The organism is Rhizobium sp. BK212 (assembly GCF_014197475.1).
In the GTDB taxonomy this organism is placed as follows: Bacteria; Pseudomonadota; Alphaproteobacteria; order Rhizobiales; family Rhizobiaceae; genus Rhizobium; species Rhizobium anhuiense.
Genome location: NZ_JACIFS010000008.1, coordinates 116,222 through 128,491 on the forward strand (window position 1 = coordinate 116,222; position 12,270 = coordinate 128,491).

At 63.4% G+C, this 12,270-nt stretch carries 14 protein-coding genes; 9 read left to right on the plus strand and 5 right to left on the minus strand.

The window, feature by feature from the left end; all coding sequences use genetic code 11:
• Window position 1: 1 nt before the first annotated feature.
• Entirely contained in the window at window positions 2-316 is a 315-nt protein-coding gene (locus tag FHT79_RS23570) for a hypothetical protein (protein ID WP_183904235.1), read from the plus strand.
• 22 nt (window positions 317-338) lie between these two features.
• On the opposite strand, the gene moaB is transcribed toward FHT79_RS23570, so the two are convergent.
• The 4 genes from moaB to FHT79_RS23590 form a co-directional block, all read right to left on the minus strand.
• Complete coding sequence (gene moaB, locus FHT79_RS23575) at window positions 339-890, minus strand: molybdenum cofactor biosynthesis protein B (RefSeq protein WP_028756708.1); 552 nt, start codon at window positions 888-890, stop codon at window positions 339-341.
• Window positions 890-1,786, minus strand: coding sequence for a 4-(cytidine 5'-diphospho)-2-C-methyl-D-erythritol kinase (locus FHT79_RS23580; protein ID WP_183904236.1), 897 nt, complete (start codon window positions 1,784-1,786; stop codon window positions 890-892). The genes moaB and FHT79_RS23580 overlap by 1 nt, the downstream gene beginning before the upstream one ends.
• A gap of 12 nt (window positions 1,787-1,798) precedes the next feature.
• A complete protein-coding gene (locus tag FHT79_RS23585) occupies window positions 1,799-3,634 on the minus strand; it encodes a tetratricopeptide repeat protein (protein WP_028756706.1) in 1,836 nt (611 codons plus the stop codon).
• Window positions 3,635-3,767: 133 nt separating this feature from the next.
• Window positions 3,768-4,784, minus strand: coding sequence for a polyprenyl synthetase family protein (locus FHT79_RS23590; protein ID WP_028756705.1), 1,017 nt, complete (start codon window positions 4,782-4,784; stop codon window positions 3,768-3,770).
• A 108-nt stretch (window positions 4,785-4,892) separates the two neighbouring features.
• Here FHT79_RS23590 and FHT79_RS23595 point away from each other — a divergent pair, with 108 nt between their 5' ends.
• On the plus strand, window positions 4,893-5,120 hold the full coding sequence (locus FHT79_RS23595; protein ID WP_024321294.1) for a DUF2007 domain-containing protein: 228 nt from the start codon (window positions 4,893-4,895) through the stop codon (window positions 5,118-5,120).
• Between the two features lie 6 nt (window positions 5,121-5,126).
• Window positions 5,127-5,903: a methyltransferase gene (locus FHT79_RS23600; RefSeq protein WP_183904237.1), complete on the plus strand. Its 777-nt coding sequence runs from the start codon at window positions 5,127-5,129 to the stop codon at window positions 5,901-5,903.
• On the opposite strand, the gene FHT79_RS23605 is transcribed toward FHT79_RS23600, so the two are convergent.
• Window positions 5,900-7,240 (minus strand): Nramp family divalent metal transporter, encoded by a 1,341-nt coding sequence (locus FHT79_RS23605; RefSeq protein WP_047613846.1) that lies wholly within the window; start codon window positions 7,238-7,240, stop codon window positions 5,900-5,902. The two genes, FHT79_RS23600 and FHT79_RS23605, sit on opposite strands and share 4 nt — an antisense overlap.
• Window positions 7,241-7,436: 196 nt before the next feature.
• On the opposite strand from FHT79_RS23605, the gene FHT79_RS23610 reads away from it, so the two are divergent.
• The 6 genes from FHT79_RS23610 to FHT79_RS23635 all read left to right on the plus strand — a co-directional run bounded on the left by FHT79_RS23610 (window position 7,437) and on the right by FHT79_RS23635 (window position 12,270).
• Window positions 7,437-8,297 carry a S49 family peptidase gene (locus FHT79_RS23610; RefSeq protein ID WP_047615364.1) on the plus strand — a complete coding sequence of 287 codons (861 nt, stop codon included), beginning with the start codon at window positions 7,437-7,439 and terminating at the stop codon, window positions 8,295-8,297.
• A gap of 18 nt (window positions 8,298-8,315) precedes the next feature.
• Window positions 8,316-8,507 (plus strand): membrane protein, encoded by a 192-nt coding sequence (locus FHT79_RS23615; protein ID WP_047613848.1) that lies wholly within the window; start codon window positions 8,316-8,318, stop codon window positions 8,505-8,507.
• 292 nt (window positions 8,508-8,799) lie between these two features.
• The gene (locus FHT79_RS23620) at window positions 8,800-9,756 is read left to right on the plus strand and encodes a glycine--tRNA ligase subunit alpha (RefSeq protein WP_028756701.1); all 957 of its coding nucleotides are present in this window, start codon (window positions 8,800-8,802) and stop codon (window positions 9,754-9,756) included.
• Window positions 9,753-10,304 (plus strand): AAA family ATPase, encoded by a 552-nt coding sequence (locus FHT79_RS23625; protein ID WP_097622963.1) that lies wholly within the window; start codon window positions 9,753-9,755, stop codon window positions 10,302-10,304. The genes FHT79_RS23620 and FHT79_RS23625 overlap by 4 nt, the downstream gene beginning before the upstream one ends.
• A gap of 62 nt (window positions 10,305-10,366) precedes the next feature.
• Window positions 10,367-10,918, plus strand: a complete 552-nt coding sequence (locus FHT79_RS23630; protein ID WP_097542856.1) for a LemA family protein — start codon at window positions 10,367-10,369, stop codon at window positions 10,916-10,918.
• A gap of 89 nt (window positions 10,919-11,007) precedes the next feature.
• Window positions 11,008-12,270 (plus strand): 3-phosphoshikimate 1-carboxyvinyltransferase, encoded by a 1,263-nt coding sequence (locus FHT79_RS23635; protein WP_183904238.1) that lies wholly within the window; start codon window positions 11,008-11,010, stop codon window positions 12,268-12,270.

Consider the following 12,270-nt stretch of genomic DNA (forward strand, 5'->3'; position numbering starts at 1 on the left):
CATGACACGCGGTATGATCTACGGCCTGCTGGCCGTCATATTGCCGATATTGGTGATCGCGCATCCGCATTCGGCAGCATCGCAGATGATGCGCAGTTGCGCAGGCCGACCCGAAATCGTCAATTTCCTGGACAAGAACTTCGCCGAAAAGCTCACGGCAGTCGGACTGGTCAACCAGAACGCCATTCTTGAGGTCTATGCCGCCGAAAGCGGCACCTGGACCCTCATCGTCACGGATGTTCACGGCGTAAGCTGCATTCTGCTGTCGGGTGATAGCTGGGATACCATGCCCGTCCTGCCGGGCCTGGCCACATAGGAATGCCGCTCTTGCAGGCAGTCTACTTCGTCGCGCCGCGTTTCAGGTGCTCGTCCAGCCGCGGCATGATCTCGACGAAATTGCACGGCACGCTGCGGTAGTCGAGTTGGCCTTTCAGAATGCCGTCCCAGGCATCCCGGCAGGCGCCGGGCGAACCCGGCAGCGCGAAGATGAAGGTGGCATTGGCAACGCCTGCCGTGGCGCGCGATTGGATCGTCGCCGTGCCGATCTTCTCGTAGGAGATCCGGTGGAAGATGGCGGAAAAGCCGTCCATCCGCTTTTCGAACAAAGGCTCCAGCGCCTCGGGCGTCACGTCGCGGCCGGTAAAGCCGGTACCACCCGTGGTGATGACGACGTCTATGTCTTTGCTGTCAATCCAGGCCTTTACCCGGGAGGCAATCTCCGTGCGATCATCGGGCACGATGCCACGGTCGACCAGCCGGTGGCCCGCTTCGGTGATCCGCGCCGCCAGCGTGTCGCCTGACTTGTCCGTCTCCGGCGTGCGCGTGTCCGAGATCGTGAGAACCGCAATACCGACCGCGATGAAGGGCCGCTTTTCGTCCAGAGCTGCCATCACATGCCTCCCGAAACCGTTTCCGTCGCCTGGAAATACCAGTCGGGCCGCGCGTCGTGAAGAGCCGCCGCCGCATCTTCGGCGGCGGTCATGGTGGCAAAGATGCCGAAGCAGGTGGCGCCGGAACCGGACATGCGGGTCAACAGCGCGCCGCTGGCCTGCAGCATCGCCGAGATCGCCGATATCTCCGCCACAAGCTCACGCGCCGGCGGTTCCAGATCGTTGCGGGCGGCACCGATCGCCGCGAGCCAGTCGGCAGTGTTGGGCACGCGCGGAGCCAGGCTCAAGGCCGGATTGTCCTTTGTCGCCAACCGGCGGAAAACTTCGGGCGTCGACACGCCCTTCAGCGGATTGGCGAGCACCATGGCAAAGGCCGGCAGATCGGGCACCGGTTCGATCTTCTCGCCGATGCCGCGGGCAATCAGCGGCCGGCTTTCCATGCACATCGGCACGTCGGCGCCGAGCTTCAGCGCCAGCATAGCAAGCGCGTCCTCGGGCAACCTCGTGCCCCAGAGGCGCATCAGCCCCCGCAAGGTCGCAGCTGCGTCGGCCGAGCCGCCGCCGATGCCGGAGGCGATCGGCAAATTCTTCTGGAGGTGGATATGCACAGGGAAGGCGAGGGCTCCGACCGCCTCGCGTAGGAGATCACGCGCCCTCAGCACGAGGTTGGTGCCGCCATCTTCGGCAAGCGCGCCGCCGAAACGGCCTGACAGGGTGAAGGCGTCGGCCTGTGCGGGCAGGAAACCCAGCCGGTCGCCATGCTCTGCGAAGGTCACCAGCATATCGAGCAGATGATAACCGTCCGGCCGCTGGCCCGTCACATGCAGGGCCAGGTTGATCTTCGCGCGCGCCTCTTCGGTGACGCCGAAAGCGTCGGCCAGGCCCTCTTCAGGCATGCGTCCCGCCCGTCAGGATTTCTTGTCGACCGGCGGCGGCGTGACGGGGGCCGGATCCGGCTGCTTCTTGTCGGCCGCCTTGGCATCGTCGCTGACGGGAGGCAGGCCGTTGGCGACCTTATCCTTGATCTTCGGGATCTCGGCAGCCTCAGGCTCGGAGCTGAGCGCCCGGTTCCACTGGTAGACGGCTTCGAGCTTGCGCCCGACGCGCCAATAGGCATCGCCGAGATGGTCGTTGATCGTCGCGTCGCCGGCCTTGATCTGGGCAGCCCGCTCCAGCTCGTCGACGGCATCGTCGAAGCGGTTGAGGCGGAAATAGGCCCAGCCGAGCGAATCGATGATGTAACCGTCGTCAGGGCGAAGATCGACGGCCTTCTTGATCATCCCGAGACCTTCGTCGAGGTTGCGGTTCATGTCGATCCAGGAATAGCCGAGATAGTTCAGCACCTGCGGCTGGTCGGGGTTGAGCTCCAACGCCTTGCGGAAATTCGGCTCCGCCTGGTCCCACTTCTTCAGCCGTTCATAGGCGATGCCGCGCTGGAAGAAGACGCTCCAGTTGGCGCGGCCGGGAATGGGGCCGATCGCTTCGACGGCCTTGTCGTAATTGGCGGCCATCGCCTCGTAGTCCTTGGCATCGGAGAGCACGCTGCCATAGGCGAGGTAGCTGCGGATGTCCTTCGGGTCGGAGGTGATCAGCGCCTGCAGATGCTTGCGCGCCTCGTCCACCTTGCCGCCCTGGGCAAGGGCAAGGCCGAGCTGTAGCTCGGAGATGCGCCGCATCGGCGAATTCTCCGGCACCTTCTTGTAGAGCGCGATGGCGCGGTCCATCTGGTTCTGCTTCTCGGCGATGCCGCCGAGCAGCACCAGCGTATCGGCGCTGTTCGGATCGAGCGCATTGGCCGTCTGCAGGTAAAGCGAAACGATGTCCTCGGCGCCGTCGCGGTTCAGTGCGCCGCCGACCGAAAACAGCACGCCGGCAGCCCCTTCTTCGGCTGTCTTGACCTGCTGTTCCTGCTTCTCGTCCTTTTCGATGCTGTCGCGCAACGCGTTCAGCGGCGCATAATTCGGCAGCAGGTTGTCACCGACGGAAACGGCGTCGAGCGCCTTCTGCTTATTGCCCTGTGTTGCTTCGAGGCGGGCAAGCGCCATCACTGCGCGCATGAAGGTGTCGGGCGCCGTCGCACCGCCTTCCTTGTCGAGCACGGCATCGTTCAGATGCTTGCGGGCGGACTTCACATCGCCGGTGGCGATGGCGATCGCCCCGGCATTGTAATTCTGGAAGATTCGGAACCAGTCCGGTCCCTTCATCTTCTCGACCATGGTGAGCGCTTCCTTGCCGCGGCCGGCGCCGACGCGGGCCCAGGCAAGCAGCAGGTCGTTCATCATCCGGTCGAGATCGTTCGGCCCCTTATATTTCAGGATGGCCTCGGCGGTCTTGTAGTCGTCGCGGCGCACGGCATCCATGCCGCGCACGATCGTGGTGATGCGCTCGACGGAAGGATCGCCCTTCAGGTCGTTGGCATATTTGACGCCCTCCTTGATGTCGCCATTGAGCAGCAGCGAGATCATCAGCCGCTGGCGAATCTCGGGATTGCCGGGTTCGATCTGCAGCGCCTTCTTGTAGAGTTCGATCGCGGTTTCGTAGTCATGATCGACATCGGCCGTGCGGGCGGCGAGGAAGGCGCCGGAGAAACTGGTGACGCTATCGGCATCGAAGAAACTGTCGGTCTTTGCGGCATCGCCCGTCTTGGCCGCATCCTCGGCGTTGACGCCGCCGACGCCGCCCAGCGAAAGGACAGCGGCCAGCGCTGCGCTCGTAAGAAGACGGATGGCAAATCTCTGCCGCATTAGGAAACCTTTCTTCGACAGCGTCCCGGCAATGGGGCCGGCCGCAAAACAAGTTGCGATCACTGATTCATAACAGGATGGCTTTTTTGAAGCGGCGCTGCAAGAAAATCAGCCTGCGATCAAGGACGATTGATCAATTGACGCGCTCGATGCAGAAGTCGATCACTTCCATCAGGGAGGATTTCCAGACGGTATCGGGAAGCGGCGCAAGCGCATCCCGTGCGATCGTGCCGTAATGGATCGCGCGGCCGATCGTGTCGCTGAGCGTGCCATATTTGGTGATCAGCCCCAGCGCTTTTTCGAGGTTGGCGTCGGTGCTGTTGCCGGCTTCGATCGCATCGCGCCAGAACGCGCGCTCGTCCTCGGTGCCGCGGCGATAGGCGAGAATGACCGGCAGAGTGATCTTGCCCTCGCGGAAATCGTCGCCGACATTCTTGCCGAGATCGGCAGCCTTGCCGCCATAGTCGAGCGCGTCGTCGACGAGCTGGAAGGCGAGCCCGAGATTCATGCCATAGGATTTCAGGGCGTTGCGGCCGGACCGGCCGGCCTCGGCGACGATCGGCCCGACTTCGGCGGCGGCGGCAAAGAGAGCGGCCGTCTTGGCGCGGATGACGGAGAGATAATCGTCTTCCGTCGTCTCCATGTTCTTGGCGACGGAAAGCTGCAGCACTTCACCTTCGGCGATCACGCAGGCGGCCGAGGACAGGACGTCGAGCGCATCGAGCGAGCCGACATCGACCATCATGCGGAAGGCTTGGCCGAGCAGGAAGTCGCCGACCAGCACGCTTGCCTGGTTGCCCCAGATCATCCGTGCCGTCGATTTGCCGCGGCGCAGATCGCTCTCGTCGACGACGTCGTCATGCAGCAGCGTCGCCGTGTGCATGAACTCGACCGATGTGGCGAGCTTGACGTGGTTTTCGCCCCTGTAGTCGAACAGCGAGGCGGAAGCCAGCGTCAGCATCGGCCGCAGCCGCTTGCCGCCGGATGAGATCAGATGGTTCGCCACTTCGGGGATCATCTGCACGTCGGAGCCGGCCTTGGACAGAATGAGCTGGTTTACTCGCTCCATATCCGCCCTGGTGAGATCGACCAGTGGCTTTATGGATGCCAGTTTGTTTTTGCTTTCTTCAAGCGGTATGACCACGCCCAACGACCCGGACTCCTATTCATTCATTGCACCTGACAATAGAAAGGGGCGATGGACGCGGCAAGGGGTGAATTGTCGCGCTGAGCGAAATTGGAAGGAAAACGACGGCAAATGCATGAGCTTATCCGCGCCAACGACCCCGTTCTTCTCTCCTATGCCGAGAGTTTGATGAAGGATGCCGGAATTCACTGCTTCATCGCCGATCAGGGCATGAGCGTGCTGGAGGGCTCGCTCGGCATGCTGTCGCGCCGCCTGCTGGTGGACGAGGAGATGGCCGATCAGGCGCGCCGCATCCTCATCGATGCCGGTCTCGGCGGCGAGCTGCGCGAGCGGAAGTGAGCTCCGATGGCAGGCGAAACCACTGACACCATCGATGCCTTCCACCGCGGCGCCTTCCATGTGGTGCAGCCAAAGGGCAGGGGCCATCGCGCCGGCATGGATGCGATGCTGCTTGCGGCTCTCGTCGCCGACGATCGCCCAGTCAGGGTTGCCGATCTCGGCGCCGGCGCCGGTGCCGCCGGCCTTGCCGTCGCCTCGCGGCTTGCCGATGCAGAGGTGGTGCTCTTCGAGCGCTCGGCCGAGATGGCCGATTATGCCCGCCGCAGCATCCTCTTGCCCGGCAATGCCCATGTCGCAGGCCGCGTCAGCGTCGTCGAGGCCGATGTGACCCTGACCGCCAAGGCGCGCAACGATGCCGGCCTTACCGATGAGAGCTTCCACCACGTCATCATGAACCCCCCCTTCAATGATGCCGGCGACCGGCGCACGCCGGATGCGCTGAAGGCCGAAGCCCATGCGATGACCGATGGCCTGTTCGAAAGCTGGATCCGCACGGCCGGCGCCATCATGATCCCCGGCGGCCAATTGTCGCTGATTGCCAGGCCCCAGTCGATCGCCGAAATCATCCTCGCCTGCGGCCGTCGCTTCGGCGGCCTCGAAATGACAGCCATCCACCCGCGTCCGGGTGAAAACGCCGTCCGTATCCTGGTGACCGCAATCAAGGGATCGCGGGCGCGGCTGTCGCTGCGCGCGCCTCTGATCATGCACGAAGAGGGGAGCCACAAGTTCTCCCCTCTCGTCGATGATTTCAACAATGGCCGGGCGGCTTACACCAGAATTTAGCCGGTGACGAAGTCGAAGAGCAGCTTGACGTTCAATCCGGCGATGACGACCGCGATCACATAGGCGATGCCGCTCAGCCAGCGCGGCGCCACCAACTCGCCCATCTTGGCCTTGCTGGCGGTGAACATCACAAGCGGGAAGACGGCGAAGGAAAGCTGCAGGCTGAGCACCACCTGCGTCAGGATCAAAAGCTCGGCCGTGCCTTGATCGCCATACCAGATGGTGACGATTGCCGCCGGCACGATGGCGATGGCCCGGGTGATCAGCCGGCGCACCCATGGCTTCAGCCGGATCTTCAGGAAGCCTTCCATGACGATCTGACCGGCAAGCGTTGCCGTCACCGTCGAATTGAGGCCGCAGCAGAGAAGCGCGATGCCGAACAGCGTCGGCGCGATGGCGAGGCCGAGCAGCGGCGACAACAGCGAATGCGCCTCGCCGAGTTCGACGACGTCGGTCTTCCCATGCGCGTTGAAGGCGGCAGCCGCCAGGATCAGGATCGAGGCGTTGATCAGCAACGCGAAGCACAATGCGACCGTCGAGTCGATCGTCGCAAAGGTCAGCGCCTCCTTCTTCTCAGGGATAGTATGGCCATAGGCCCGCGTCTGCACGATGCCGGAGTGGAGGTAGAGATTGTGCGGCATGACGGTGGCGCCGAGAATGCCGAGCGCCAGGTAGAGCATCTCGGGATTGGTGACGATCTCCGTTGTCGGGAAGAAGCCGGTGAGGACGGCGCCCCATTGCGGGTCGGCAAGCAATATCTGCACGCCGAAGCAGATCGCGATGACGCCGAGCAGCGCGATGATGAAGGCTTCCACCCAGCGGAAGCCGAGCTTCTGCAGGAAGAGGATCACGAAGACGTCGAGCGCGGTGATCAGCACGCCGAGTTCGAGCGGGATGCCCATCAACAGGTTGAGGCCGATCGCCGTGCCGATCACCTCGGCGATATCGGTGGCGATGATGGCGATTTCGGCAAAGGCCCACAGCGGCACCGAGACATATTTCGGAAAAGCGTCGCGGCAAGCCTGCGCAAGATCGCGGCCGGAGGCGATCGCCAGGCGGGCGCAGAGCGATTGCAGCACGATCGCCATCAGGTTGGAAAGCAGCGCGACGGTGAGCAGCGCATAGCCGAATTTCGAGCCGCCGGCGAGCGAGGTCGCCCAGTTGCCGGGGTCCATGTAGCCGACGGCGACCATATAGCCGGGCCCGGCAAAGGCTGCCGCCCTTCGCCACATCGAGCTGTGACGCCCGGTTCCGACGGTGCGGTAGACATCGGACAGCGACGCCTCGCCGCGTTCGTGCCGCCAGCCGCTCTTTGCATTCGGATTGAGGACGTCCATGCGATTTCCACCTGTTTTAGCGTCGGTGCACTATGACGGATTAGAATGATAATGCAATTCATTCGCAACAAGAAAATCAATCCCGATGCCTCGGGCCGATGTTTTCAGGAACGCGGCCATTGCGTTTGGCGTTCCAGCGCATACATGGATGCCGATCGCAAATTGCGAGCGTGCGACCTGAAGCAAAGGATGGGAAATGGCCGGATTCTTGAGAAAGCTGCTGCCGAAACGGTTCCGCAAGGACGGCATCACCATCCCGGTCGTCCGGCTGCAGGGGGCGATCATCAGCGGCGGCGGCCAGTTCCGGCCAACCCTCAATCTCGCCAATGTCTCCCCGGTCCTGGAAAAGGCCTTCGCCATGAAGGACGCGCCGGCAGTCGCCATCTCGATCAATTCGCCGGGCGGCTCGCCCGTGCAGTCGCGGCTGATCTTCACCCGCATTCGCGAGCTCGCCCGCGAGAAGCAGAAGAAGGTTCTGGTCTTCGTCGAGGATGTCGCCGCCTCCGGCGGTTACATGATCGCACTGGCCGGCGACGAGATCATTGCCGATGCCACCTCCATCGTCGGCTCGATCGGCGTCGTCTCCGGCGGTTTCGGCTTTCCCGAACTGTTGAAGAAGATCGGCGTCGAGCGCCGCGTCTATACGGCGGGCGAAAACAAGGTGATCCTCGATCCGTTCCAGCCGGAAAAGGAAAAGGATATCGAGTATCTGAAGAGCCTGCAGCTCGAAATCCACCAGGTCTTCATCTCGATGGTGCGCGAGCGTCGCGCCGGCAAGCTGCAGGACGATGCGGCGGTCTTCTCGGGCCTGTTCTGGAGCGGCACGCGCGGCCTCGAACTCGGCCTCATCGATGGCCTCGGCGACATGCGCCAGGAATTGAAGCGGCGCTACGGCCAGAAGACCAAGCTGGAGCTCGTCACCGCCGGCCGCGGCCTGTTCGGCCGCCGGATTCCCGGCGTATCGCCCGTCTCGCTCGAAGGGGCTGCATCCGGTCTCGCAACAGGGCTTGTCGAAGCGGCGGAAGAGAGAGCATTGTGGAGCCGTTTCGGGCTTTGAAGGGAGCAAGAGAGGGGCATGCCGCAGTTAATTACCATCCTCATCCTGGTTTTCTCAGCCTGGTGGCTCTACCGCCGCTTCGTCTCCGATGCCCGCAAGCTCGCCGAAAAATCGCGCCAAGCTGAAAAGGAGCGTCAGACCGGCGCGATCGGCACGCTGGTCAAGGACCCGGCGACGGGCGAATACCGGCTGAAGCGCGAGGGAGAATAAGGGGCCCGACTGTACCGGCCTCTCACCCGGCGCTTGCCCCTCATCCGCCTGTCGGCACCTTCGCCCCGCTCGCGAGGAGAAGGGAAATATGCCGCACCGGCAGCCTCAATCTCGCCGCAGCGTTTGGCACGTCCCCTCGATCCGCGAGCGGGGAGAGGGTTAGGGTGAGCGGTAACCGAATTCCTCTTCCATATCGCCGCAGCCGTCTCTCCACCGCTGTAAAAGTCTTGACCCCCGTCGCCCTCCATGGCACCTGTCGCGCCGATAATTCCCAAGCAATCGGTGCCGTTCGATGTCAGCTATCCCAGACCATATGAACCCGAAGCGCTCCTTCCAGGCGCTGATCCTGACCCTGCATAGCTACTGGGCGGACAAGGGTTGCGCGGTGCTGCAGCCCTACGACATGGAAGTCGGCGCCGGCACCTTCCACCCTGCCACAACGTTGCGCGCCCTCGGCCCCAAGCCGTGGAAGGCGGCTTACGTGCAGCCGTCGCGGCGCCCGTCCGACGGGCGCTATGGCGAGAACCCGAACCGGCTGCAGCATTATTACCAGTACCAGGTCATCCTGAAGCCGAACCCGCCCAATCTGCAGGAGCTCTATCTCGGCTCGCTGGCGGCGATCGGCCTCGATCCGCTGCTGCATGACATCCGTTTTGTCGAGGACGACTGGGAAAGCCCGACGCTCGGCGCCTGGGGCCTCGGCTGGGAATGCTGGTGCGATGGCATGGAAGTCTCGCAGTTTACCTATTTCCAGCAGGTCTGCGGCATCGAATGCTCGCCGGTCGCAGGCGAACTGACCTATGGTCTCGAACGCCTCGCCATGTATGTCCAGGGCGTCGACAATGTCTACGACCTGAACTTCAACGGCCGCGAAGGCGACGAAAAGATCAGCTATGGCGATGTCTTCCTGCAGGCCGAGCAGGAATATTCGCGCCATAATTTCGAATTCGCCAATACCGAGATGCTGCATCGCCACTTCGTCGACGCCGAGAAGGAATGCCGGGCGCTGCTCGATGCCGGCGCGCCGGGGGATAACGCCAACCAGCGCCTGCACAAATGCGTCTTCCCGGCCTATGACCAGTGCATCAAGGCCAGCCACGTCTTCAACCTGCTCGACGCCCGCGGCGTCATCTCGGTCACCGAGCGTCAGAGCTACATCCTGCGGGTGCGCACCCTTGCCAAGGCCTGCGGCGAAGCCTTCCTGCTGACCGACGCCGGCGGCGTCAATCTGGCCAAAGAGGCGGCGTGACGCAAAACCCTGTCGGCCGTATCATCCATATCAACGGCTGGCCGGGCACTGGAAAGCTGACTGTCGGTCGCTTGCTGGCAAAAAGGCTCGGCGCGCGGCTCATCGACAACCATACACTGCTCAATCCTGCCGAGGCTCTGTTCTCCCGCAGCGATCCGCTGCACGCCTCGCTGAGAGGGCAGATTCGCCACGCGTTTTTCGACCATGCCGCGCGCGCGGACCCTGCCGAAAGCTTCGTCTTTACCGATGCTCTATCGGACGACGCAGATGACGCTGCGACCTTCTCCTGGTACAGCGATCCGGCCGCCGCGAGAGGCGCCGATCTCGTGGCGATCCTGTTCGATTGCGCCCCGGAGGAGAATGCCAGGCGTCTTGTTGCTCCCGGCCGGGCTGAGGCGCTCAAGCTGACGGATACGGCGACGTTACAACGGCTGCGGGCAAACCATAAACTGCTGCGTGGGCTGGCTGAACGCACCGTCGAAATCGACACGACGGGCTTTTCACCGGAGCAGACGACGGCCCGGATCCTCGCCGATATCGGCGTTTGACGGCAGCCGGCAAACCCGCGTAGTCTCCGCCCCGACATTACTTCGCTGCGGGGGGATTCGCGATGTATATTGCGCTTGGCGTCATCGTTCTGGTCGCGCTCTATCTCGTCTTCATCTACAACGGCCTGGTTCGTGCGCGGCAGATGGCGGAAGAGGCCTGGTCGGGCATCGACGTCCAGCTCAAGCGTCGCGCCGACCTGATCCCGAACCTGATCGAGACGGTCAAGGGTTATGCCGCCCATGAAAAGTCGACACTCGAAGAGGTGGTTGAGCTCCGCAACAAGGCGCAGGCCGTGCCATCGGGCGATGTCGCGGGCAGGGCCCAGGCGGAAGGGCTGCTCGGCCAGGCGCTCGGTCGGCTCATCGCGCTCGCCGAAGCCTATCCCGATCTCAAGGCCAACCAGAACTTTGCCGAGCTGCAGGCTTCGCTGGAAACCATGGAAGGCGAGTTGCAGATGGCGCGCCGTTATTACAATGGCGCGGCCCGCGACCTGAACGTCAAGGTCGAAAGCTTCCCGTCCAATCTGGTCGCCGGCCAGTTCGGTTTTGCCAAGCGGGACTATTTCGAAATCACCAACGAGGCCGACCGCGCCGTCCCCACCGTGAAATTCTGACGATCCGGCATTTTGCCTTTGCCAGAAAGCGATTAAGAGCAAGGGCGGATTGCGGCCGGTAATGGTCGCCTTATGGACGGAAGAACAGCATGACACGCACAGCCAAACTCACGATCACCCCGCCGGGCAAGCCGCTTTCGGGCCGCGCCATGCCGCCGGGCTCCAAGTCGATCACCAACCGCGCGCTTCTGCTCGCCGGCCTTGCCAAGGGCAACAGCCGGCTGACGGGCGCGCTGAAGAGCGACGATACGCGCTATATGGCCGAAGCGCTGCGGGCCATGGGGGTTTCGATCGACGAGCCCGATGACACCACCTTCGTCGTCACCGGCAGCGGCAGGCTGCAGCCGCCGAAGGCGCCGCTCTTCCTCGGCAATGCCGGCACCGCGACACGCTTCCTGACGGCCGCCGCCGCCCTGGTCGACGGCACCGTCATCGTCGATGGCGACGAACATATGCGCAAGCGCCCGATCGGCCCGCTAGTCGAGGCGATGCGCACGCTCGGCATCGACGTCACTGCCGAAACCGGCTGCCCGCCGGTCACCGTCAAGGGCACCGGCCGCTTCCAGGCCGACCGCATCCGCATCGACGGCGGCCTGTCCAGCCAGTATGTCTCGGCGCTGCTGATGATGGCGGCCGGCGGCGACCGCCCCGTCGACATCGAACTCGTCGGCGAGGATATCGGCGCGCTCGGCTATATCGATCTGACCACCGCGGCGATGAAGGCCTTCGGCGCCAAGGTCGACAAGACCAGTCCGGTGACCTGGCGCGTCGAGCCGACCGGCTACCGCGCCGCCGACTTCATCGTCGAGCCCGATGCCTCGGCTGCGACCTATCTCTGGGCCGCCGAGGTTCTCACCGGCGGCGCGATCGATCTCGGTGTACCCTCCGATACCTTCTCGCAGCCGGATGCCCGCGCCTATGACGTCATCGCCACATTCCCGCACCTGCCGGCAGAGATCGACGGCTCGCAGATGCAGGATGCCGTTCCGACGCTTGCCGTGCTTGCCGCCTTCAACGAGACGCCGGTTCGCTTCGTCGGCATCGCCAATCTGCGCGTCAAGGAATGCGACCGCATTCGCGCACTGTCCACGGGGCTCAACAATATCCGCGAAGGTCTGGCTGTCGAGGAGGGCGACGATCTGATCGTTCATTCCGATCCTGCTCTCGCCGGTCAAACGCTGCCGGCCGAGATCGATACCTTTGCCGATCACCGTATCGCCATGAGTTTCGCGCTCGCCGGGCTGAAGATCGACGGCATCACCATTCTCGATCCCGATTGCGTCGGCAAGACTTTCCCTGCCTATTGGCGGACACTGGCGGCACTCGGCGTGACATATCGGGACAAGGATTGA

Coding starts and splice junctions, on each gene's coding strand:
- FHT79_RS23605 (WP_047613846.1), bottom strand. CDS start 7,240: ATGGACGTCCTCAATCCGAATGCAAAGAGCGGCTGGCGGCACGAACGC.
- FHT79_RS23630 (WP_097542856.1), top strand. CDS start 10,367: ATGTATATTGCGCTTGGCGTCATCGTTCTGGTCGCGCTCTATCTCGTC.
- FHT79_RS23585 (WP_028756706.1), bottom strand. CDS start 3,634: ATGCGGCAGAGATTTGCCATCCGTCTTCTTACGAGCGCAGCGCTGGCC.
- FHT79_RS23615 (WP_047613848.1), top strand. CDS start 8,316: ATGCCGCAGTTAATTACCATCCTCATCCTGGTTTTCTCAGCCTGGTGG.
- FHT79_RS23620 (WP_028756701.1), top strand. CDS start 8,800: ATGTCAGCTATCCCAGACCATATGAACCCGAAGCGCTCCTTCCAGGCG.
- FHT79_RS23570 (WP_183904235.1), top strand. CDS start 2: ATGACACGCGGTATGATCTACGGCCTGCTGGCCGTCATATTGCCGATA.
- moaB (WP_028756708.1), bottom strand. CDS start 890: ATGGCAGCTCTGGACGAAAAGCGGCCCTTCATCGCGGTCGGTATTGCG.
- FHT79_RS23595 (WP_024321294.1), top strand. CDS start 4,893: ATGCATGAGCTTATCCGCGCCAACGACCCCGTTCTTCTCTCCTATGCC.
- FHT79_RS23580 (WP_183904236.1), bottom strand. CDS start 1,786: ATGCCTGAAGAGGGCCTGGCCGACGCTTTCGGCGTCACCGAAGAGGCG.
- FHT79_RS23635 (WP_183904238.1), top strand. CDS start 11,008: ATGACACGCACAGCCAAACTCACGATCACCCCGCCGGGCAAGCCGCTT.
- FHT79_RS23600 (WP_183904237.1), top strand. CDS start 5,127: ATGGCAGGCGAAACCACTGACACCATCGATGCCTTCCACCGCGGCGCC.
- FHT79_RS23610 (WP_047615364.1), top strand. CDS start 7,437: ATGGCCGGATTCTTGAGAAAGCTGCTGCCGAAACGGTTCCGCAAGGAC.